Source organism: Pseudonocardia xishanensis, from assembly GCF_039541715.1.
GTDB classification, from domain to species: Bacteria; Actinomycetota; Actinomycetes; order Mycobacteriales; family Pseudonocardiaceae; genus Pseudonocardia; species Pseudonocardia xishanensis.
This window is the reverse complement of the sequence record NZ_BAABGT010000086.1, coordinates 53,095-74,543: the sequence shown is the minus strand read 5'-3', so window position 1 is coordinate 74,543 and position 21,449 is coordinate 53,095. Positions and strand designations below refer to the sequence as shown.

At 66.8% G+C, this 21,449-nt stretch carries 14 protein-coding genes and 1 pseudogene; 7 read left to right on the top strand and 8 right to left on the bottom strand.

From position 1 onward, the window contains the following. Nucleotides 1–50: 50 nt before the first annotated feature. On the bottom strand, nt 51–323 hold the full coding sequence (locus ABD993_RS27175) for a hypothetical protein (protein ID WP_237190040.1): 273 nt from the start codon (nt 321–323) through the stop codon (nt 51–53). Nucleotides 324–334: 11 nt separating this feature from the next. After that, entirely contained in the window at nt 335–865 is a 531-nt protein-coding gene (locus tag ABD993_RS27170) for a hypothetical protein (protein WP_345424462.1), read from the bottom strand. Nucleotides 866–963: 98 nt separating this feature from the next. Here ABD993_RS27170 and ABD993_RS27165 point away from each other — a divergent pair, with 98 nt between their 5' ends. After that, nucleotides 964–1,557 carry a hypothetical protein gene (locus tag ABD993_RS27165; protein WP_345424459.1) on the top strand — a complete coding sequence of 198 codons (594 nt, stop codon included), beginning with the start codon at nt 964–966 and terminating at the stop codon, nt 1,555–1,557. Between the two features lie 50 nt (nt 1,558–1,607). Here ABD993_RS27165 and ABD993_RS27160 read toward each other — a convergent pair whose 3' ends face one another. Beyond that, nucleotides 1,608–1,934 carry a hypothetical protein gene (locus tag ABD993_RS27160; protein ID WP_345424456.1) on the bottom strand — a complete coding sequence of 109 codons (327 nt, stop codon included), beginning with the start codon at nt 1,932–1,934 and terminating at the stop codon, nt 1,608–1,610. Nucleotides 1,935–2,409: 475 nt separating this feature from the next. Between ABD993_RS27160 and ABD993_RS27155 the strand changes: the two genes are divergently transcribed. Next, complete coding sequence (locus ABD993_RS27155; RefSeq protein ID WP_345424453.1) at nt 2,410–2,946, top strand: hypothetical protein; 537 nt, start codon at nt 2,410–2,412, stop codon at nt 2,944–2,946. On the opposite strand, the gene ABD993_RS27150 is transcribed toward ABD993_RS27155, so the two are convergent. Next, nucleotides 2,937–4,298, bottom strand: a complete 1,362-nt coding sequence (locus ABD993_RS27150) for a sensor domain-containing diguanylate cyclase (protein WP_345424450.1) — start codon at nt 4,296–4,298, stop codon at nt 2,937–2,939. The two genes, ABD993_RS27155 and ABD993_RS27150, sit on opposite strands and share 10 nt — an antisense overlap. A 46-nt stretch (nt 4,299–4,344) precedes the next feature. On the opposite strand from ABD993_RS27150, the gene ABD993_RS27145 reads away from it, so the two are divergent. From ABD993_RS27145 to ABD993_RS27130, 4 genes are all read left to right on the top strand, one after another. After that, the gene (locus ABD993_RS27145; RefSeq protein ID WP_345424447.1) at nt 4,345–6,057 is read left to right on the top strand and encodes a DUF6545 domain-containing protein; all 1,713 of its coding nucleotides are present in this window, start codon (nt 4,345–4,347) and stop codon (nt 6,055–6,057) included. Between the two features lie 214 nt (nt 6,058–6,271). Beyond that, nucleotides 6,272–8,125: a S9 family peptidase gene (locus ABD993_RS27140; protein WP_345424444.1), complete on the top strand. Its 1,854-nt coding sequence runs from the start codon at nt 6,272–6,274 to the stop codon at nt 8,123–8,125. A 999-nt stretch (nt 8,126–9,124) separates the two neighbouring features. After that, the gene (locus ABD993_RS27135; RefSeq protein ID WP_345424441.1) at nt 9,125–10,327 is read left to right on the top strand and encodes a GGDEF domain-containing protein; all 1,203 of its coding nucleotides are present in this window, start codon (nt 9,125–9,127) and stop codon (nt 10,325–10,327) included. 70 nt (nt 10,328–10,397) lie between these two features. Beyond that, the gene (locus tag ABD993_RS27130) at nt 10,398–11,606 is read left to right on the top strand and encodes an MFS transporter (protein WP_345424438.1); all 1,209 of its coding nucleotides are present in this window, start codon (nt 10,398–10,400) and stop codon (nt 11,604–11,606) included. A 13-nt stretch (nt 11,607–11,619) separates the two neighbouring features. On the opposite strand, the gene ABD993_RS27125 is transcribed toward ABD993_RS27130, so the two are convergent. The 3 genes from ABD993_RS27125 to ABD993_RS27115 form a co-directional block, all read right to left on the bottom strand. Then, on the bottom strand, nt 11,620–12,069 hold the full coding sequence (locus ABD993_RS27125) for a hypothetical protein (RefSeq protein WP_345424436.1): 450 nt from the start codon (nt 12,067–12,069) through the stop codon (nt 11,620–11,622). A 264-nt stretch (nt 12,070–12,333) separates the two neighbouring features. Next, nucleotides 12,334–12,726 carry a hypothetical protein gene (locus ABD993_RS27120; RefSeq protein ID WP_345424433.1) on the bottom strand — a complete coding sequence of 131 codons (393 nt, stop codon included), beginning with the start codon at nt 12,724–12,726 and terminating at the stop codon, nt 12,334–12,336. Continuing rightward, on the bottom strand, nt 12,723–13,448 hold the full coding sequence (locus ABD993_RS27115) for an RNA polymerase sigma factor (protein WP_345424430.1): 726 nt from the start codon (nt 13,446–13,448) through the stop codon (nt 12,723–12,725). Before ABD993_RS27115 ends, ABD993_RS27120 begins: the two co-directional genes overlap by 4 nt. Nucleotides 13,449–13,875: 427 nt before the next feature. Here ABD993_RS27115 and ABD993_RS27110 point away from each other — a divergent pair, with 427 nt between their 5' ends. Further along, nucleotides 13,876–18,753 (top strand): DEAD/DEAH box helicase, encoded by a 4,878-nt coding sequence (locus ABD993_RS27110; RefSeq protein ID WP_345424427.1) that lies wholly within the window; start codon nt 13,876–13,878, stop codon nt 18,751–18,753. A gap of 694 nt (nt 18,754–19,447) precedes the next feature. Here the strand turns inward: ABD993_RS27110 and ABD993_RS27105 are convergent. Beyond that, nucleotides 19,448–19,702, bottom strand: a pseudogene (locus tag ABD993_RS27105) (transglycosylase family protein); the annotation flags it as partial. Nucleotides 19,703–21,449 lie beyond the last annotated feature (1,747 nt).

Here is a 21,449-nt window from a genome sequence, read left to right as displayed (position 1 = left end):
GCTCATCGGCTGGAGGCTCCCGGGGAGAGGGGGGTCGGGCCGGACGGAGGTCAGACGACGACGGAGACCAGCCCGGCGGCGGTGGCGACCAACGCCAGGCCGCCGAACACCCAGACCGTGCTCGATACACCTTCGATCGCCAGCTGGTTACGGTTTCGCCGACCCAAGATCATCATTCCGCCGCAGATCATCAGCCCTGCGACACCCGAGACCAGGCATCCCCACTTGATCCACGCCAGGATGGTGTTGGTGAGGTCGCCGAGTCCTGGTGGAGCCTCCGGCCCCGGGTTCGGAATGGCGGCGGCGAGGAACGCGTGCAGCATGACGAGATCTCCTAGTAGCGGTCCGGCCTGCCGGCCGGGACAGGTGTGGGGTGGATCGGGACGCGGCCCGGTTCGGGTGGTCGCATCGCCGACAGCAGAGGCGCAACTTCGTCGACAAGGTGGCGCATCGCGCTTACGAACCCCCGCCAAGAGCGGGGGATGTCCGTGCCGGGCCGGAGGAGTTCTGTGGCAACGGTCAGTGGGTCGTCGAGGCTTCGCCAGTCGGCCACGAACGGAACGGTGACGATCGCGGTCACCACGCCCTCAGTCATCCGCAGCCGCGTCTTGACATGCGATGACGATGACCCGGGGATGTCCTCGACAACGGCTAGCACCGGGGGCGGTTGGTCGTGTGACACCGCGGCCAAGGCACGCTGGGCGTTTCCGATGGAGTGCATCGTCGAGCGACACACCAGAATCTCGACGGGAGCGCCGCCGCGGTAGATCCGCGAGTCCTCGCCGTGCAGCGCAGACGCGATCGTCGTCGTGCCCACGCCTCCCGCCGCCCCGGCGATGCGTGGCCGATCAGTCTCTGCAGCCATCGAGTCTCACCCGCCGCTCTAGTACAGATTAGGTCGCCATGAGACTATACAGTTGTGGCTGCCGAGACTACCTCTGAGTCGACATGGAGTTGCGTCGCGTGAACTACAGCGAGAACTACCGCGAGAGGGCACGCGGACGCCACTGGGTCGGCGGTATCGCCGCGGTGGCGATCGGCGCGGCCGTCGTGGTCGGTGCGTACTTCATCGGCCAGGAGTCGCGCACGGTGCCCGTCGTCGAACCGGCGGCATCACCTGCCGGTCCCAAGGCCGCTGTGGCCTGGCCTGCGGTCGCAAGTCCGGATCCAGTCCTCAGCGCGACCTCCTGGCTGCACGCTTACCGCACAGTGACTGCGCAGGACGCTGCAGCCAGTGCCTGGATCGACCGTGTGATGCCAGTCGTCACGGGTCAACTCGCTGACTCATACGAGCAGGCTCGAGAAGGGTCGAGCGGGGCGCGCTGGGCGGAGTTCCAGGAGCGCGGATGCGTCACCACAGTCGAGGACGCGGGCGGCGTGATCCCTGACGAGGCCCCCCGAAGCGAGACGGTGGTCAACGTTCAGGTGAGCGGTCGCGTCACCACGATCTGTGCGGATCGTCAGGCGCCCCCGACGCCGGACGAGACCCTCGGGGCGACGCTCTCCTTGGAGAGGGGAGAGGACGGGCTGTGGCGTGTCAGTAGGCGCTTGTACTGATTGAGGGTGTTCGTCATCTATACGAGTGGCTAGCGTTCCACGCCGATGAGTCAGAGCGCTAGAGGGCCGGTGCGAAGCTGAGCCGCGGCCCGCAGAGCCTCCTCGGCTCCCAGAAGGTGGCCGACGGCGGGGGGCGCGTCGAGATCCGCCATCGCCTGCACGCACGCGGCCGCGGCAGCGGTGAGCGCCTGCCGTAGCTGCGAGCGCAGCTCGTCGGCACTCCACTCCTGGCGCACTCGGGATGCCGCGGTGTCGAACTGTGCTGTCGCGGCATCCGATGCCAGCCGGCGCAGGGTGGCCCACTCGTGGAACGGAGTGCCGCGCAGGGCGCCCAGCAGTTCGTCTGGCGAGGTGGCCTGAACGGGGATCGAGGTCACGTCTCCTCCGGGGGGTGGCGATGTGCGACCGAGTGTGGAGAGTCGGCTCGGCGAGCCGACACGGCGTGCTGCCATGACTGCGCCGGGCCGCTCGGGCGGCTGAGCCGCGACTGTCGCCAGCTCCGTCATGTGGCGACCTCGTCTCGTCGACTGACGCTGTGGGAATCAACTGTATGCGCCAGGACGCTAGCGAGTGGAACCAACTGTTGCAAGATCAGGGCTCGTCTTGTGGCTCACACGCTGCCCGTGCAGGCCCTGCGGCTACCGCCGCAGCACCATGAAAAGCCAGGTGTCGGGATGGTCGACGCATAAGAGCGTAGCCATCGGCTGGTCGAGCGGGGTGAATGCTGGGGAATCAACTGTTGCTCTCGGCGGTTCGTGTCGTACTCTGATCGCAACTTCACGGCGCGACCGGCGTTGCGCACGATGGAAACACTTGTAGCCCCGATGGGGTGATGAAGGGGAGACACGAGTGGTGGCAGCTTTCGCAGATCGGCTGAACCGGGTCTTCCGTGCCTTCCCACAGACACGCGGCGGGGCGCACCTGGAGGCCCGCGAGTGGAGCAACGAGCAGGTCTCGCGAGCCGCGGAGGAGGTCTACGGGCGTTCCTTGATCAAGCGGCAGCACCTTCGTCTGTTGAGGTCCGGAGAGCGACCGAGGCCGTCCATCGAGACCGCCTCCGCCATCGCCCGGGCCTTCGAGCTCCTCTCCCGAGATGAGGCACATCCCGGCGATGCGAGCGCGATCGCGTCCTACCTGACGCTGGATCAGGACGAGGTGTCAGCGGAGGACAGCGCGAACATCGCGGATCTCCGGGAGCGGCTGAGCCGGCCCGACATGGAGTCCGTGATCCAGGAGGCGATGCGGGCCAGCGGCGTCGAGAGCATCGCCTTCCGGGCCCGCGGGCTCTCGCCCGAGTCGCTCAAGGCGGTCCTCGGCATCATCGAGCACTCCAGGACGCTGGAGGGCCTCGACGACGACCGGAACCACCCCGACAAGGGTCAGCCGTAGCGCTTCTTTCGAGAGGCCAGGAAGTCATGCAAGGAGACCTCGGCGTCGGACCCCCGAGGGGCGTGTACCTCGAAGCCGCCGGCGCCGCCGGTACGCGCACGGGTCAGCGCCTGGTTAGCCGAGGACACCAGATCCTTCGTCGTCAGGCCGCTGACGGGGAACTCGGCGCACCCCACAGCAGCGGAGAACGAGTCAGGGGAGGGGCCACCGTCAGCATGCTCGACCTCAACCGCCTCCACCGCTCCGATGAACTTCCGGGCGAGTTGCTCGAGATCCTGCTCGGCCGCCGAGGGAACCAACACGGCGAAGTCGTGACGCCCGAACCGCCCCAGCAGATCATCAGGCCCAGCGACTTCGAGCAAGCCCAGGCTGATGCTGCTCAGCGCCTCGTCGGCCGCGCGGCGACCACGAGAGGTCGCGAACGCGCGGAATCCCACGAGGTCGATGAGGAGCAGGGCAGCCGGCTGTCGGCGGCGTGCACACTCGCGGAGCTCCCGTCGGGCACGCCGGTGCCATGCTGCGCTGTTGAGGAGCCCACGGTCGCCGTCGGTGCTCTGCTCGATCTGCTGGACCGCGTAGAAGCGGTGAAGCAGCAGGACCAGGGGCAGGAGCATCACCGCCATCCAGGGAGAGGATCCGGCCAGGGTCGTCGCGAGGATCCCGCCCAGTCCGATGGTGCCGAGCTCCAGAACGTTCTCCGCCCCCGTCCCGATCGCATCCCTGAGGGTGAGATCCGGTCGGGACAACGGGATCACCAGGACCACCAGCCCGGTATTGATCAGCCAATACACGGCCAGCGCCCCAAGGACGACACCCAGTCTCGGGAGATCGGACACCCCCTCGGCGAGTTGAACTCCGCCCGTCTGCAGCACGGCGGCCGTTCCGAGGCACGCCAGCATCGAGGTGGCCCGCGAGTAGAGGCCGCGGTAGGCGAGGTTCCCCGCCGGGCGCAGCGCCCTCGTCCAGTGATGAGTGAGCATGACGAAGGTGGCGGTGGAGCTCAGAGCGCCTGGAAGCAACAGCGCAGCGGAGACCGTCCAGGCCGAGGTGATGTCGAAGTACCCGATGTCACCTGCCGGACGCAGGGTGTTGGTCGCCTCACGCCGGTTTGCCTCGATGTCCGCGACCACCTCGGTGTGAACCACCCCGAGCGCGACGAGCAGACCGGCGAGGAGCAGCTCCCGGCTCGACACCTGCAGGTCGGTCCACAGCAGGGCGGTCAGTGTGAACGCCGCGCTGATGATCAGCAACACCAGACACAGGACCGGCGCGCTCTGCTGCCACAGCGGCCAGGTCGCCGGCCTGCGCCAGGAACCCCGCTCACGAGGCGATCGATCCTGCTCGCCGCTCACCGCGGCCTCAGCTCGCACAACTCGCGACTCACTCCCCCGACGGCAGGTGCTCAAGATCACCGGAAGATCCACTGTAGCTTTCCGGGTATTCGGAAATTCGGGGGATCCTGAGATGGGCCGAACGGTGGCACATGCAGCGGGTGAACAGGGGGAGGTACTGCCGGCGTGGTCCGAGGCGCTGCAGCACTGCGTCAAGGTCCTGACCGAGAAGGACCTCCTTACATCGGGACCCTTCGACCTCGACACGTTCATCGCCCGACTCGAGCGCCACGAGGGGCGCCGCATCCACATGACGCCCATCCAGCAACCTGCGGGCGCACGGAGCAGCATCTGCGGACTCTCGGTCCTCCGGCCGGACAAGTACGCCGTCTACTACATCGACTCGCACTCCTCGCTCCACCAGAGCCACAACAAGCTGCACGAGCTCGCCCACCAGATCCTCGGCCACAACCGGCCCGGCAACGCCGGCGGGACGGACGCGCAGGAGCAGGAGGCGGACGCCATGGCGGCCGTGCTCCTGGGCTCCTGGCGGGAACCTCCGCCGCCGCGGTGGGCGACAACCTCGGACGTCCAGCTCAACGCCGACCGAACCATCGACGTACTGCTCAAACGTGGGGCTCGCCCCGTCGTTCTCCCGCTCCTTGCATCGATCGTCCTCGCGGGACTCTGCTCGCTCCCCGCGATGGCAGACCTGATCGGCCGAAGCACGCACGGGCTCCCGTACGCCGCGACGTTGCTGCCGTTCCTGTTCGCCGGCCTCGCCGGCACCTTGCTGTTCGCACTCGCGAGGCGTGCCGCCCCGATGTCATGGATCGTGGGAGTGCCCCCTACCGCTGCAGGGCTGCTGATCGCTCTGTGCCAGATCGTGATCGGCGAGGCGCCGTCCGTCGAGGAGCCCCGCCCAGAGACTCTGGCGCAGACCGAGGTGGCAGCCCTCGTCGTGGTCACGACGGTTGCGGTCGGCCTCAGCGCTGCGATGCTGGCAGCGAACACGATGCCGTTCCTCGGCTACATCAGGCGCCGAACGGATCGCCTCGCTGCGATCCTCATCGCCTTCGGCCTCTTGACCGCAGGCTTCGGTGGACTCCTTCAGGCAGCCCTCCTCCTGGGCGGTGGGCTGACGGACTCGACACAGAGGGCGAACCTCACCGCGGTGTCGCTCATCATCGTCAGCGGTCCGGTCATCGCCGCGGCGGGCGTCGCAGCGAGGGCAGCGGTCGATGTCTCGCGCCCGCTGCGGCGGCTGGCCAGGTCCTACGTGAGCTACCGGCGGCTACGCCCACTGGCAGCGTTCCTCGGGGAGGCCGCACCTCAGTGGCGGCAAGGAGTCGAACAGAACCGCTGGCAGGACGCGCGGCGACTCCGGCCGGCACAACTCCAAGCGCGCCTCTACCAGCGTGTGATCATGCTCAGAGACGCCTCCTGGACCCTGCTCGGCGTGATCGACGATCACGTAGTCGATCACGCCGTCGACTTCGCGACCCGGTGCCACAGCCGGCCCGGCAGGAAGCACCAGGTGGAAGCAACGGCAGAGGCATGCTGGCTCGCCTGCGCGTTCGAGCGAGCAGCGCGGCCAGGGGCAGCCACTGAGCAGCTCGTCATCGTCGAAGACGCCCGCGACACGACCCTCGGCGACCTCGCCGAAGAAGCGAAGTTCCTGGAGTCAGTGGCGAGAGCACTGCGACGTCGCCGGCTGATCCGCAGCTTCCTCGACGAGCACGCCGCTCGGCCGCCCGAACCCGAGAAGGCCCCGGCATGACCCGACCCGTCTGCATCTCACAGCGACTCACACCTTCAGAGGAGCGCTTCACGGTGACCAGCCCAGCGATCATTGATCTCGACTCGCACTCTGAAGCGAGCCGTGGCCGTGCCGCCGCGCGGTGCACACCTCGGGAGATGCGGCCACACCCCAACAGACCCGGCCGACCCCACTCCGCGAGCCCACGGACCGCCAGCGACCTGAAGAGAGCAGCATGAGCGACCGCGCCCCCGAGGAGCACAAGCCCGGCATCGACCTCGCGGTCCCCGCCGCCCTGTTCGATGACCCGGCCCTGGAACGCGGTTGGCGGGCCCGGATCCGGTCGGCGCGCATGACCCTGCCCGCGTCCGCGCTCGATGACCCGAGCCGCAGCGTCTATGCCAGCAACGGCAGCGGGACCTACGAGGTCTACGTGTGGGACCGCAGCCGCGCAGAGCACCGCCAGGTGACCGACCGGCCCAAAGGCACCGTCGAGGCTGCGATCAGCGCCGACGGCGAGCACGTGTGGTGGTTCGCAGACACCGACGGCGACGAGTTCGGTCACTGGATGCGGGAGTCCTTCAGCGCTGGCGAGGGCGCCGCGGAGCCCGCGCTCGCAGAGATCCCCGACGGGTATCCCTCCGGCATCTGCGTTGGTCTGACGACCGCGGTGGTCGGCATCATCAACGACGACGACGGCTTCGGCATCTGGGCTGGCAAGCCGGGCGAGGACGCTCGACGGATCTACGCGCACGAGGACGGCATGCTCGACTGCCTGTCCCGTGACGAGACCCTCGTCGCCTTCCGGCACGCCGAGCACGGCGACTCCCGCAATCCCGGAATCCGGGTGCTGAGCCCGGACGGAACCTCTGTCGCCGAGCAGCGCGATGAGGGCAAGCCACTGAACCCACTCGGCTGGGCACCCACCGCGGGCGACCAGCGACTGCTCGTGCAGCACGAGCGCAACGGCAGGCCTGAGCTTCTCCTCTGGGACGTCGGCACGGGAACCCAGACACCGCTGGAGATCGAACTCCCTGGTGAGCTCAGCGGAAGCTGGTATCCGGACGGTCGGGCGCTGCTGATCGTCCAGAACCACGCCGGTCGAGGGCAGCTGCACCGGTACGAGCTCGCCTCGGGCGCCCTCGAGAAGCTGCCGACAACACCCGGGTGCATCTCCGCAGCCCAGGCCCGTCCCGACGGCAGCGTGGAGTACGGCTGGTCCTCCGCTGCCCACCCTTCTGCCATCCGACGTTGCGACGGCCAGGACGACGAGCGCCTGCTCGACGCCGGGGACGCGGTCGGACCTTCGTCCGTGCCGGTCGAGGATGTCTGGATCGACGGCCCGGGCGGGAGGATCCACACCTTCATCTCGCGGCCCGAGAACCTCGCCGACGGCCCACAGCCGACCGTCTTTTATCTCCACGGTGGGCCGCACATGGCCGACGAGGACAGGTACGACGCGATGCGTGCGGCCTGGATCGACGCGGGATTCGTCGTCGTGAACCTCAACTACCGCGGGTCGAGCGGCTACGGCCAGGCTTGGCGGGACGCCATCATCGGCAGGCCTGGGCTCACTGAACTCGAGGACCTCGCCGCGGTGCAGGACTGGTGTGACGCGCGGGGGATCTCAGACCGGCCGCGTTCACTCGTCGTCGGCTTCTCCTGGGGCGGCTATCTCTCGCTGCTCGCCGTCGGTACACAGCCTGAGCGCTGGGCCGCCGGTATCGCCGGTGTTCCGATCGCCGACTACGTCACGGCCTACGAGGACGAGGCGCCGCCGTTCAAGGCGATGGACCGCGCGCTGTTCGGGGGGGCCCCGGAGGACCTACCGCAGCGCTACGCGGACTCGTCTCCGATCACCTACAGCCAGCAGGTCGAGGCTCCCGTCCTCGTCCTCGCGGGTGCTAACGACCCGCGGTGCCCGATCAGACAGATCGACAACTACCTGCGGGTGCTTGAGGCGAGGGGCCAGCGGCCCCACGTCTGCAGGGACGACGCCGGGCACGGCCCGACCGTCAACGAGACCGTCGAGAAGTTCACCGCGGCGGGCATCGCGTTCGCGCAGTCGCACGTGCTCTCCGGGGGCTGAGCTCACCAGGTCCAGTTGCGCATCGCGGGTCTCCTGCTCGGGGTGGTCGGGGTGGTCGGGGTGTGGCTGGGCGTGGGGGGTGGTCACCAGGTCCAGTTGCGCATCGCGGGTCTCCTGCTCGGGGTGGTCGGGGTGTGGCTGGGCGTGGGGGGTGGTCACCAGGTCCAGTTGCGCATCGCGGGTCTCCTGCTCGGGGTGGTCGGGGTGGTCGGGGTGTGGCTGGGCGTGGGGGGTGGTCACCAGGTCCAGTTGCGCATCGCGGATCTCCTGTTCGGGTTTGTCAGGAAATGGCAGGAGCGGGGATTACCAGGTCCAGTTGCGCACGATGTCCTCCAAACTCAGATCGTCCGCCGGAGAGCAGCGGGGGATTCGGGCGATGGATGTCGATTACCTACGGCCAGGTCCAGTTGCGCATCGTTTACTCCTTTCGTTGCTGAGCGATCGCCATCGTGTCGGCGGCTGCCGCCGCGACCCGAGCTGTCACTGCATCTGCCCTAGTCAGCGGGGGTTTAGGCGCGTCTCCGTCGGCTCGTTGCTGGATGCTGCACATAGCTTCAGGCCTCGACCCCGTCCTGGCACATAGACCAACTCGGGAAGAATCTTGGGCCGAACGGCCTAACGTCGAGCGCCAGATGAACGGTCACGTTCTGCAATGAGTTACTCGTGACAAATGGAGTGACACGCACGAACGGGTGACTCTGGCGCGTTGATTCGGTCGGTTTCTGCGATGCGTTCGTCGAGCATTCAGCCTCCCCGATCGCGGACGGGGCGCCAGCACATCGGCCCCGTGTCGCTCGGTAAACGACAGGGATTCACCCAAGGAGACGGCCGATGACCTCGAACGTGTGACGTTCCTGTGGCACAGCGTTTCGAACCTGTGCCGCTACCGTTGGCGTGCGGAAGCTGCCGAAGGCTTCACGGGAAGCTGGAGGGTGAAGGGTGGCAGCCGCTGCCAGGCGAGACCGAACGGGCTCCCCGTCCGCCTGGGCGCTCTGGAGGATGCCCCCCCGGGCGCTCGCCCTCATCGTCACCGCGGAGCTCGTCGCGGTCCTCGGCCTGATCGCCAACGCGATGGTCGGCCCGCCGCCGACATGGGCGGACGGGCTCACCGCCCTCATGCTCGTCGTCGGAGGGATCGTCCATACGGAGATCGCGCGCTGGGGCGAGCGAACCCGCCGCAAAGTCACGCCGGTCAGGCACATCGACCTCACCTCGGTGTGGACGTTCTCCAGCGCCCTCATCCTGCCCACAGAGATCGCCTGCGGTGTCGTCCTGGCCACCTATGCCTATGTCCATGCTCGCGTGCTGCGGCCAAGCCGCACCCCGATCTACCGCCAGCTCTACAGCACCTCGACCGTGCTGCTCTCCGTCCAGGCGGTCGGGCTCCTGCTTCGGCTGACGAGCCCGCCGAGCCTTGTTGCGGGCTGGGGGATGACGCTGCTGCCCGCCAGCGCGGTGCTCTACACGCTGGTGAACTCCTCGCTCATCGTCGCCGTGATCGTGCTCGCGACGCCGGAGGCGACAGTGCGGGCGGTCGTCGGGCGGGGCAGCGAAGTGGCTGTCGAGCTGGCGACTCTCGTCGTCGGGACCTTCTTCGCGGTCGTGGTGACGCTGTTCGGCCTGCTCGGGCTCGTCGTGGCGCTACCCGCCACACTGCTCCTGCAGTGGGCCATCCTGGACTGGCAGCTCGCCGCCCAGGCAGGCATCGACGAACGCGTCGGCCTGCACAACGCCGCTGCCTGGTATAAGCAGGCCAAGCACCTGCTGTCGCGAACCAACCAGCACACCGGCGTGTCCGCTGCCCTGGTCGTCGAGCTGGACCAGGGCGCTGAGATCGAGAAGACCTACGGGCGCGAGCTCAACACGGACGCGCTCAGGGTGGTCGCCGAGGCGATCCTCGATGTCACAACCAGGCGTGACGCAGTCGGCTGGTTCGGAGAGTCGATGTTCGCTCTCGTCGTGCCCGACACGGACGGCCGTTCGTTGGCAATGCGGATCCATAGCGCCGTCGCCCGCCGACCAGTACTTCTGCACACGCCCGACGGGCCTCTTACTGTGGCGCTCACCGTGACCATCGGCGTCGCCGAGGCCCCCCGACACGGACGAACGGCCACCGCAGTCCTCGAGGCGGCCGAGGTCGCTCTGGACCGAGCACGGAAGAAGGGGAGGGGCAGCCAGCACTTCACCGACGAGGCCATCTGACCAGCAACGAGGCACACCGGGGGACGCCTTGGCACGACGACAGACGACAGAGGGCCGACGGCTCACGGCGGTGTTCAGAGTCCGCGAGTTCACCGGGTTGTGGTCTGCCGAGCTCGTGTCGATCGTCGGTGATCAGCTCGCCCGCATCGCGTTCTCCGTCATCGTCTACGAGCGCACCGGTTCCGCGGCGTGGTCAGCACTCGTCTACGCACTCACCTTCTTCCCGGCTCTTCTCGGGGGAGTCCTGCTGGGCTGGGTCGCCGACCGCTACCCCCGGCGGCGCGTGATGATCGCCAGCGACCTCCTGCGCGTCCTTCTGGTCGTCCCGATGGCCATCCCGGGGATCCCCCTCGTCGCGCTCGGCGCCCTGATCGTCCTCACCGTCCTGCTCGCCACCCCGCACACCTCCGCGCAGGGCGCCCTGCTGCCCGAGGTCCTGCCGGGAGACCTCCTCGAGCGCGGGTTCGCCGTCCGGCAGATCACCAACCAGACCGCCCAGATCGTCGGCTTCGCCGGGGGCGGAGCGCTCCTTGCCCTCATCGATGCGCGCGTCGCGCTGTTGGTCAACGCCCTGACCTTCGCGGTGTCCGCGGGACTCCTCTGGGCACTGGTCAGGCCCCGGCCCGCGCCTGTGAGCGAGCAGGAGGATGCGGGGGAGGGCTGGACCACGAAGATCCGTGAAGGCTTGCACGTCGTGTTCGGTGATCGTGCACTTCGCACGCTGGTCATAGTGATCTGGCTGGGCGCCTGCTACATCGCTCCCGAAGGGCTAGCAGTCCCCATCGCCAGCATGTACGACGCCGGGCCGCTTGCGCTCGGGCTGCTCATGGCTTCAATCCCTGCAGGCAGCGTTCTCGGAGCCTTCGCCTCCACCCGCTGGATCTCTCCCGAGCGCCGGGAGCGTGCCATCGTCCCGTGTGCCGTCGTCGCAGGGATCCCTCTGATCTTCACCGTCGTCGCCCCGAACATCTGGGTCGCGATCCTGCTGTGGGTGGTGACCGGAGCGTTCTTCGCCGCGAGTCTGGTGCAGGCCCAGGCGAGCTTCGTACGCGCTGCTCCTGCCGCGGTTCGCGGCCGCGCGACCGGGCTCGCGGCATCAGGACTGGTCGCCGCACAGGGCGTCGGGGTCCTCATCGGCGGCCTCGTCGCCGAGGAGCTCTCGCCCACGGCCGCCGTGTCCGTCGTCGGGGCAGGAACCGTCCTCGGGCTGCTCGCGGTCGCGATCAGCCGCGGGGGCCGCGCACTTCGCCGCGAGGTGACCGAAGACGACTCCCGATGAGGCAGGTCAGGGACTATCGCGCGCCCCGATCATTCGCGGCCGGCTTCACCACGTCGTCGCGGATGAGCCGCGTCAAGAACCTGTTGATCTCGATCTGCTGGTTCGAACTCATGCCCGCGTCAGGGGCGTGGGAGATGTGCAAGACCTTGGCCTGCCGCATGGCTTCCCGCAGCTCCAGCCTCGAGTCGACCAGAGCCACGACGTCGGGCTCGTCCCGGAGGAGGTACGCGACCGGGACCTGGAACACGCCCGCCAAGGCTTCCAGAACGCGGATCGTCGGGTTGTCCTTGACCCCGCGGCGCAGCTCCGAGAGGTGGCTCTCAGACACCTCGGCGCCGGCCTCGCGGATCAGCGCGACGGCCTGCTTGACGGTGAGCTTGCGCCCGTCCTCCGCACGGACCATCTCGAACAGATGGCTGATCTTCTCGCTCAACGTCCGCTGAAGAGTGTTGCCGTCCACCATCTTCCTTGCGACCTCTCGACTCGGCCTTGCCGCCACCCGTGGAACGATCTCCGCGAGCCCGGTGCTCCCCACACAAGGCCGAGGTGAGGAACGAGGGGGCACGTAGATCCTCGCGAGCGAGTCTGACAGTCCCGTCCTCCTGGGGCCTGCTCGACAACGTCGCGCTGGCTCACTAGGGCGGGGTGACCCGGGCCGGTGCGGCCCGGGTCAGATCTCAACGGCAGCTTGATCATCCGCCCACCGGGCAGAGCCGAGCGGACGTGCTCAGCCCGACAGGCTGCCGTTGCGGTGGGCGTTCGGAGCACGGCGCCGAAGGTTCGGGGGCGCCGAACGAGGGGCTGGGACGACCTGCACCGTGATGGCGATCGGCTGCATGGCCGCGGTGCGGGCGCGCTCCTTGTATTTCAACGCCCGCATCTTGCGACGGTGATCGAGGACCGTCCGGACGACCTCGTTGCGATGCTCGGACTTCTGCGGCATCACGTTCGAGACCATGCTGGCCAACAGCATGAGGATCATGATGAGCGCGCTCACCGTCGCGGTCACGCCGACGTGCAGATGCCCCGTGTAGGTGGCGTAGGTGTAGGCGAAGACGACACCGCCGCCGCCGAGAGTGGCCGGAACTTTCCAGCGCCTGATCTTGTTATCGCCGCTCACGAGGCCGCCTTCGCGGCGTGGAGGCCGCGCGACGCGGTCTGGCGGCCGACGGTGTAGGGCGCATCGATGGTCCCGCGCGCAACCATCTTCTCCACCCGCTTGCGGAGACGGTGCATGTGTCCCTCGACAGCGCGGGTGGTGATGCCGAGCTTCTCCGCGATCTCCGCCTGGTTGTACCCGGTCAGGATCAACCTGCAGATCATGCGTGCTTCGGGCGAACCGACCCGCAGGATGCGCCGCAGCGTGTCGGTGTCGACCGCCATCGCTTCGGGCGACGGACTCAACGCGCGCAGCTCCACGCCGAGAACCTCGGGGGTGTGGCCGTAGCCGTACTCCTCCAGGCGGGACGCGCGTTCGCGCGACCACCGCCGATACACACCCGGGAACGCGATCTTGCACGCTCCGATGAAGTAGGTGTGCAGAGAGCTGCGCTCCGGGTTCCACTCCCGATCCGCCAGCGACTCGTGGAACAACACGATGGCGTTCGCGATGGTCTCGAGAGCGAGCTCGTCCCGGTCCTCCGGCGAGGTGTGCAGCACCCGACGCTCATCGGCGGTCGCGAACACCGGCGCGCGAGATCCGACGCCGCACCACGTGAAGATGCGCCCGTCCCGGAGTGCTGCTCGCAGGACGCGCATCCCGTATCGACGCAGCTCGTCGATCAGCAAGTCGTACCGCACGCCCTTCATCCCAGCCTCGTAGATGGACTGGATGAGGACCATCTCCTCCGACCTGGCCCGGCGGTGCGGCGACTCCCCGCCGGACGGCGACCGACCACCGGGCGCCGTCCCCGACGATCCATCGTGATCCTTCAAGAACACACACCACCCGGTAAGGAGATTCCGCCGCAACCATTAAATCAGAGAGCAAGCCCGGTCGTAGCCGCGCCAACCTCCGTCAAACTCATAACGCGTCCGTGCTCCTCACCCCACGAACTTTCTTCGGCAAGGCGGTGACATGGACTTTCGCGGAGCTGACGTCCTCTGAGAGGCCCTGCGAGCCATGTTGCCCGAGAGCCCACGACGACCTGGGCGGGCAACGGCCAGATCATGCCCCTCAGGTCCAGCCGTAGGCTCCCGCTGGGGCAGGCCTGCCGCGGGGCGAGCCTCGAAGAAGGGGGCGAGCACAAGCATGGGGTCGATCCACGAGGTGATCGAGGCGCTGCGGCAGGAGCCGACGAACTCCGAACGCGGCACGAAGTTCGAACAGCTCATGGTGCGCTACTTCCAGCTCGACCCGCTGCTGTCCCAGCAGTACGACGAGGTGTCGCGCTGGATCGACTGGCCCGGGCGCGACGGCAAGGCCGACACCGGGATCGACCTCGTCGCCCGGGCCCGCGACACGGGTGAGTACACGGCCGTGCAGTGCAAGTTCTACGAGCCGACCACGACACTGGCCAAGAGCGACATCGACTCGTTCTTCACCGCGTCCGGGAAGAAGCCGTTCACCAACCGCATCATCATCTCCACCACCGACAAGTGGGGAAAGAACGCCGAAGACGCCCTTGAGGACCAGACACTGCCGGTGCAGCGCATCGGACTCGCCGAGATCGCCGACTCCCCCGTCGACTGGGACATCGCCTGGCCCGCGGAGGGACTAACGATCGAGCTGTCCGAGGCCCGGCGTCACGAGCCCCGCGAGCACCAGAAGCAGGCCATCGACAAGGTCTTCGCCGGCTTCGCCGCCGGCCACGACCGCGGCAAGCTGATCATGGCCTGCGGCACCGGGAAGACCTTCACCGCGCTGAAGATCGCCGAGCGCGCCGCCGCCGAGAACGGCGGCTCCGCGCGGATCCTGTTTGCGGTCCCATCCATCTCACTGCTCTCGCAGACCCTGCGCGAGTGGACTGCCCAAACCCAGCTCGACCTGCGCGCCTTCGCTGTCTGCTCCGACACCAAGGTCTCCCGCGCCGCCGAGGACATCGACACCCACGACGTCGCCATCCCGGTCACCACCAGCCCGGAGCGACTCACCCAGGAGATGGGGCACCGCAAGCGGGCCAAGGGTCTCACCGTGGTGTTCACGACCTACCAGTCCCTGCCCGTCGTGTCCGGCGCGCAGAAGCAGGGCGTGGACCCGTTCGACCTGGTCATCTGCGACGAGGCCCACCGCACGACCGGGGTCACTGTGGCCGGGGCGGACGAGTCCAACTTCGTCCGCGTCCACGACGCCGACTTCCTGCGTGCCACCCGCCGGCTCTACATGACCGCCACTCCGCGGATCTTCGACGAGAACGTGAAGGCCAAGGCCGACGAGGTCTCCGCCGAGCTCGCCTCGATGGACGACGAGACGGTCTACGGCCCGGAGTTCCACCGACTGTCCTTCGGCGACGCGGTCGAGCGCGGGCTGCTCACCGACTACAAGGTCCTCGTCCTCACCGTCGACGAAGAGCTCGTCGCCGCACCCCTACAGGCCCAGTTCGCCGGCAGCGGTGGAGAGCTGCGCCTCGACGACGCCACGAAGATCGTCGGCTGCTGGAACGGGCTCGCGAAACGGGCCGGGCGCGCCCCCGACGGCAGCGGCTTTCCGGCCGGAGCCCCACCGATGCGCCGCGCCGTCGCCTTCGCCCAGGACATCGCCTCCTCCAAGAAGGTCAAAGACCTCTTCCCTCGCGTCGTCGACGCCTATCGCGACCTACTCGCCGAGTCTGAGAACGACGGCAACGAGGTCAACACAACCAACGTCGACCTCTCCTGCGAGGTCGATCACGTCGACGGCACCTTCAACGCCCTGAAGCGCAACGAGAAGCTGCGCTGGCTCAAGGCTCCCGTCCCCGAAGGCGAATGCCGCATCCTGACCAACGCGCGATGTCTGTCCGAAGGCGTCGACGTCCCCGCCCTCGACGCGGTGCTCTTCCTACACCCACGGTCCAGCGTCGTCGACGTCGTGCAGTCCGTCGGCCGGGTCATGCGCAAGTCCAAGGACAAGGACTACGGCTACATCATCCTTCCCGTCGCCGTCCCCGCCGGCGTCTCACCCTCGCAAGCTCTCTCCGACAACCGCCGATTCAGGGTCGTCTGGCAGGTTCTCAACGCGTTGCGCGCGCACGACGACCGCTTCAACGCCATGGTCAACTCCATCGCGTTGAACACCACCGAGCCCGGCGTAGGGAAGGGTCGGGGCAGCGACGCCATCCTCGGCGGCCACATCGGTGCCACCAGCGACAGCGCCGAAACAGCCGCTGGCGAAGGCGACACCAGCACCGACCAGAAGCCGGAGTCCACAGACACCGGAACGCAGCTCGCCACTCAGATGGCGCTGTTCTCACTGTCTGAATGGCAGGAGGCGATCTTCGCCCGGATCGTGGACAAGGTCGGCACCCGCACCTACTGGGAAGACTGGGCACGCGACGTCGCGGACATCGCAGCGGCCCTCATCACCCGCATCACCACGATTCTCGACGGCGCTGACGAGCGCGTCACGACAGGATTCGAGCAATTCCTTCGGGGACTCAGGGACAACCTCAACGACTCCATCAGCCCGGACGACGCGATTAGCATGCTGGCTCAGCATCTGATCACAAAGCCGGTCTTTGATGCGCTATTTGCGGGCCACGAGTTCGCCGACTACAACCCCGTCTCCAAGGTCATGGAGGCCATGCTCGAACGCCTGGGCGACGCTGGACTCGGTGCTGAGACAGCCCACCTGGAGGGCTTTTACGCCTCCGTGCGAGTCCGGGCTTCTGAGGTCACTACTCCCGAGGGGAAACAACAGGTCATCGCTGATCTGTACGAGAAGTTCTTCAAGATTGGATTCGCCAAGCAGGCGAAAGCGCTCGGCATCGTCTATACCCCGACAGAGATCGTTGACTTCATTCTCCGCGCAGCTGACGCAGCGTCTCGTGACGCCTTTGGTCGCGGACTGTCCGACAAGGAGGTGTATCTCCTCGACCCCTTCACCGGGACTGGCACATTCATTACTCGACTGCTTCAGTCCGGACTCATCGCGCCGAGCGACCTTGCCCGCAAGTACGCCAATGAGCTGTTCGCCAACGAGATCATGCTCCTGGCCTACTATATCGCAGCGGTGAACATTGAGTCCACATATCACGCCCTCATGGGCGCGGGATACGAGCCGTTTCAGGGGATCGTCCTTGCCGACACTTTCCAGATCACTGAAGACGGCGATACTATGGATGCGGTCATGTTCCCGCAGAATAACGACCGGATTCAGCGCGAGTTGGCGGCACCGATCAACGTAATCGTCGGGAATCCGCCCTACTCGGCCGGTCAGGCCTCAGCAAACGACTTCAATGCGAATGTCAAGTACCCGACGCTCGACAAGCGTATCACTGACACGTACGCCAAGCGCTCAACGGCACAGCTCAAGAACAGTCTCTATAACTCCTATCTTCGCGCGTTCCGATGGGCTACTGACCGCATCGGAGATCAGGGAGTCGTCGCATTCGTCTCAAACGGCGACTGGGTCGACGGCAATACAGCCGACGGTATCAGGCTTTCGCTGGTGCATGAGTACAGTCGGATCTACGTGTACAACCTTCGCGGCAATCAGCGGACTGCGGGCGAGCTTTCCCGCAAAGAAGGCGGGAAGGTATTCGGATCGGGTAGCCGCAATACTGTCGCAGTCTTCATTGGAGTAAAAGACCCTCGCCAGGCAGGGCCCTGCGTACTGAACTATTACGCAGTCGACGATTACCTCACGCGCGAGCAGAAGCTCGACGAGGTGAAGTCAGCGCGGCTTGATTCAGTCGCGTGGGAATCGATCACTCCGAACGCTCACGGGGACTGGACCGGACAGCGAAGCGACGAGTTCCACACCTGGCCTGCACTAGGCGCGAAGTCGGGTGGTGGCCCGCGAGTCTTCGCGCAGTACTCCGCCGGGCTCAAAACCAGCCGGGACAGTTGGTGCTATAACTCCTCAGCGATCGAGTTGCAAGCGAACATCCGCCGGACAATAGCTAATTACAATGCAGAGGCGGTGCGCATCGAGAAGATGCGTGAGAATGAAGCCGCCCTGCCGTCGGTGGATGCACTCCTTCGCCCTGACTCGACACAGTTCAGCTGGGACCGTGTTAACAAGCGGCAAGTGATGCAGGGTGTCAAGATCGAATTTCAGTCGGACGCGATGCGCCTTGGAACGTATCGCCCGTTCTTTGAGCAACACGTGTACTTCGATCAGCGGCAGCAGCTCAACAACTGTACGTATCAGCTACCTACCATGTTCCCGACAAGGGCACACGAAAACCTTGGCTTCTATGTCGTTGGGGCGGGGTCCGATGTGCCCTTCTCGGCGCTCATCCTAAGATCGCAGCCCGATCTCCATGTGACTGGAGCTGGAAGTGGGGGACAGTTCTTCCCGCGGTGGACCTACGTAAAGGTTCGGCCTGACGACGACAGTTTGCCGTTCGATCTCGGACCAGGTGAAATCGACCAGTACGGCTACCGTCGAGTCGACAACGTCACAGACGCAATCCTTGAAATGCATCGGAACGCGCTGAACGCAGAATTTATCACGAAGGACGACATATTCTACGCGGTATATGGACTTCTGCACGACCCCGGCTATCGAGAGGCGTATGAAGCTGACCTGCGAAAGATAATTCCGCGGGTCCCGGTGCCGGACACCCTTGCCCGGTTTGAGCAGCTCGCTACTGCGGGCCGCGAGTTAGCCAACCTGCATCTGAACTTCGACTCCGTTGATCCTTATCCGTTGCAGGTGCAGCTGAAATCCGGGGTTGATATGTCGGATCGACAAGCCTGGCGTGTGACGAAGATGAAGTGGCGTCAAAAAGGTGACAGCACCTCAATTGCCTACAACGCGATGATCACCATCAGTGGGATTCCGGAAGCTGCTGAGCGATACCAAATTGGATCACGTAGCGCCATTGGCTGGATCTTGGACCGGTACCAGCTAAAGGTTGATAGAGCGTCTGGGATCGTAAATGATCCCAACGAGCTGTGTGATGAGCGCAATGATCCTCGCTACATCGTAACGCTCATTCAACGAGTCGTGACAGTTGCTGTGGAAACGATGAAGGTCGTCGACGGGCTGGCCGAATCACCCTGAGCGAGGTGCAGCGGCGACAGGTTTGGCCGGACAAGGCTATACGGGCAAGCGAGAGTCGCATCGGAGCAAACGGTGTGTCGGCCTGCGCGACAGGTCCGCTCGAACTGGAGCTACGAGGTTGGTAACACTGATGTGCGTGAGCTCGAATTATCCAGTGTGAGAACGCGGAGGAGTGCCGCTCCTCAGCGGCGAGCAAGGCGGGGTCGGCCGACCTTCAACCATGCGGCTGCGTGGGCCACGCTGGACCAGCTCGAGGGCAGCATCACTACCCTCGACCCGGCAAGGGCTCGTCTCGGCCGTCGCCAGATCGCGAAGCTGAGGCACGACGTCCAGGCACTTCTCGCAGGTCTCGAGTCCCTCGACGAGTCAGAGCGGCGCAGGTCTCAGTGGGTGTGGATCGAGCGCCGAGTCATGCAGGCGCAGATCGATGTCGAGGCTCTCATCGGGGCCGCTCGGGTCGCGACACCAGCTCAGCGCGAGCCGATCCCCGGGGAAGAGCCAGCTCGGCTCAGGGCGAGAGCCGAGCGGGCTCAGGCGAAGGCAGCTGCCCGGCTGCGGCAGCCCGAACCGGCACAGCCACACACACCGGCAGCGCGTCGTATGGGCAATAGCGTGTGGCCCGTGAGCGGAGGTCTGCCGGGCCTGGGCCGCCGATCGTGAGTACGCCTCAGCGGCCCAGCCGAAGGGCCGTGACTCAGCTCAGGCCTAGCTTCCTGCTGCAGGCGGGCCAGGCTCCGTAGCCACCGCGGTCGTCGCGAAGCTTCTCGGCGACGGCGATCTGCTGCTCACGCGAGGCTTCTGCAGCGGACGGAGCGTAGGCGTCGCCTCCGTACGCTTTCCACGTCGACGAATCGAATTGCAGGCCGCCGCTGTATCCGTTTCCACTATTGATGGCCCAATTCCCGCTACTCTCGCACTCCGCCAATTGTTCCCAGACCGCGCCGTCGGTTGTCGCAGCCGGAGCCTGGTCGGTAGGGGCCGTCTCGTTATCGCGACCGGGCGTCGTCGGAGGGACACCGTCGCTCTCCCGCTCGCTGCTGTCCTGGGGGGAGGCGTCGGCGGATGGAGAGCTCTCGGGATCCGTCTCAGAGGACGTGGGCTCGGCCTCCCTACCGCCGGTGGACGCGGATGAAGGGCTCGCCGCGGCGCTCTGAGCCTCGCCAGATCCGCCCCCGCCACCTTCGCCAGTTCTCGAAGACGAGCCGCTGTCGCTTGAGGGGTCGTTCTGCGGCTTGGAGACACCCTCGCCGGGGCTCGAACTGGTGGCGGATCCTGTCGAGCCGCTGCTCCCGGAGCCCCCGTCACGGTCTGCTGCGCCTCCGGGCTCGGAACCGGCGAACCCGGCTGAACCGAGGGCTTGGGATAGCTGCTGTGCGACCGGATCGTCGGGTGCGGCCGCGAGCTCATTGGCCAGCTGGCCGATCTCGAAGTCGAGATCGCCACTTGCCCCCCCGGCGCCCGCCGAGCTAACAGGGCCTGTGGAACGGCCTGGCGAGAGCGACCTCGGAGCGGACGACGTTCCCGAGCTGGCCGCGCCCGCTCCGCTCGTAGACGACGCCGGGGCAGAGTCGGCGCTGCTCGGCTCGGCGCTGCTCGGCTCGGCGCTCTCATCGAGCCCGCGCCCGCGCAGCCGCTGAGCGAGTGCCTGCGCGTCGGGGTCGTCCACCTGGGCGCTCAGCTCGTCGGTCAACGCTTGCAGATCCTTGCTCCACGCTTCGGCCGAGTCCGAGTCTGAGGTCCTCCCGCCCCCGGACGCGGAGTCATCGCCTTCCTCCTGACTCGCAGTCCCGTCCGTCGCTTCACCCGATGCCGAGGAGGCGGAGGGCGACGTCCCCACAGAGGAACCGGCTGCGGTTGCCTCGGACGAGGACTCGCCAACTGGGGCTCTGTCGTCCGAGAGGTCTGCTGACGTGCCGCCGTTCGACGAACCACCGCGGTCCTCAGACTGCGAGGCTTCGTCATCCTCTAGCGACCCCCGAGCGCCCTGTACAGGTCCCTGGCCGCATACCTGGACGGGCCCATCTCCACTCTGAGACGCCGCGGCTTCAGTTGCGCCCGCGAGGACGGCGCTCATCGCGCTCATGGGTGTGGCCCCTGCCTGAGTGCCCGAGACGGGCGCCGTAGCCGCCATGGCGGGCAGCGAGGCGTTCGAAACTGCAGCGTGGGACGGGGAGTCTCGCTCGACTGCGGCTTGTGCGGCCGACGGGCCGCGAAGGTCAGCGGGGGTTGGGGAGAACCCGGCGCTTGCGAGGACGACCGCTGCTTCCTGCGCGACTGGAGACTGCTGCGCCAGCAGCGAGTCGGCGACGTCGTGTGCCTGCTGACGCCAGCCCGATGCGACGGCAGGCGTGACTCCCATGCCGCGGAGTTGCTCGGCGAGCGCAGCAGCCCGAGGGTCGTCCGAAGAGATCAGGGTCGTCAGCAGCGCCCGCGTCTGCGCGACGAGCTCTTGCGCCTGCTCGAGCACCTGGGGATCGAGTGACCCGTCATTGCCTGTCGGGTCAGCGGTCTGAACGCCGGATCCGCTCTTCGTGGTCTGGGTGCAGGTTGCACCGTCAGTGAGATTGGGTTCGGCCCAGGCAGCGCCAGCTGCGGGCCCGGCTGTCAGAGCAGCGGCGATGAGCAGGACCGTGCCTGCTCTCCGGGGGGTTGACATGAAGTCATCTCCTGACGACGTGAGTCCGAGGGAAGGCGAG

Bases quoted from the DNA above. Each gene is read 5' to 3' on its own strand.
- ABD993_RS27175 (WP_237190040.1), bottom strand. From the start codon at position 323: ATGCTGCACGCGTTCCTCGCCGCCGCCATTCCGAACCCGGGGCCGGAG.
- ABD993_RS27170 (WP_345424462.1), bottom strand. From the start codon at position 865: ATGGCTGCAGAGACTGATCGGCCACGCATCGCCGGGGCGGCGGGAGGC.
- ABD993_RS27140 (WP_345424444.1), top strand. From the start codon at position 6,272: ATGAGCGACCGCGCCCCCGAGGAGCACAAGCCCGGCATCGACCTCGCG.
- ABD993_RS27135 (WP_345424441.1), top strand. From the start codon at position 9,125: ATGCCCCCCCGGGCGCTCGCCCTCATCGTCACCGCGGAGCTCGTCGCG.
- ABD993_RS27125 (WP_345424436.1), bottom strand. From the start codon at position 12,069: ATGGTGGACGGCAACACTCTTCAGCGGACGTTGAGCGAGAAGATCAGC.
- ABD993_RS27115 (WP_345424430.1), bottom strand. From the start codon at position 13,448: ATGGTCCTCATCCAGTCCATCTACGAGGCTGGGATGAAGGGCGTGCGG.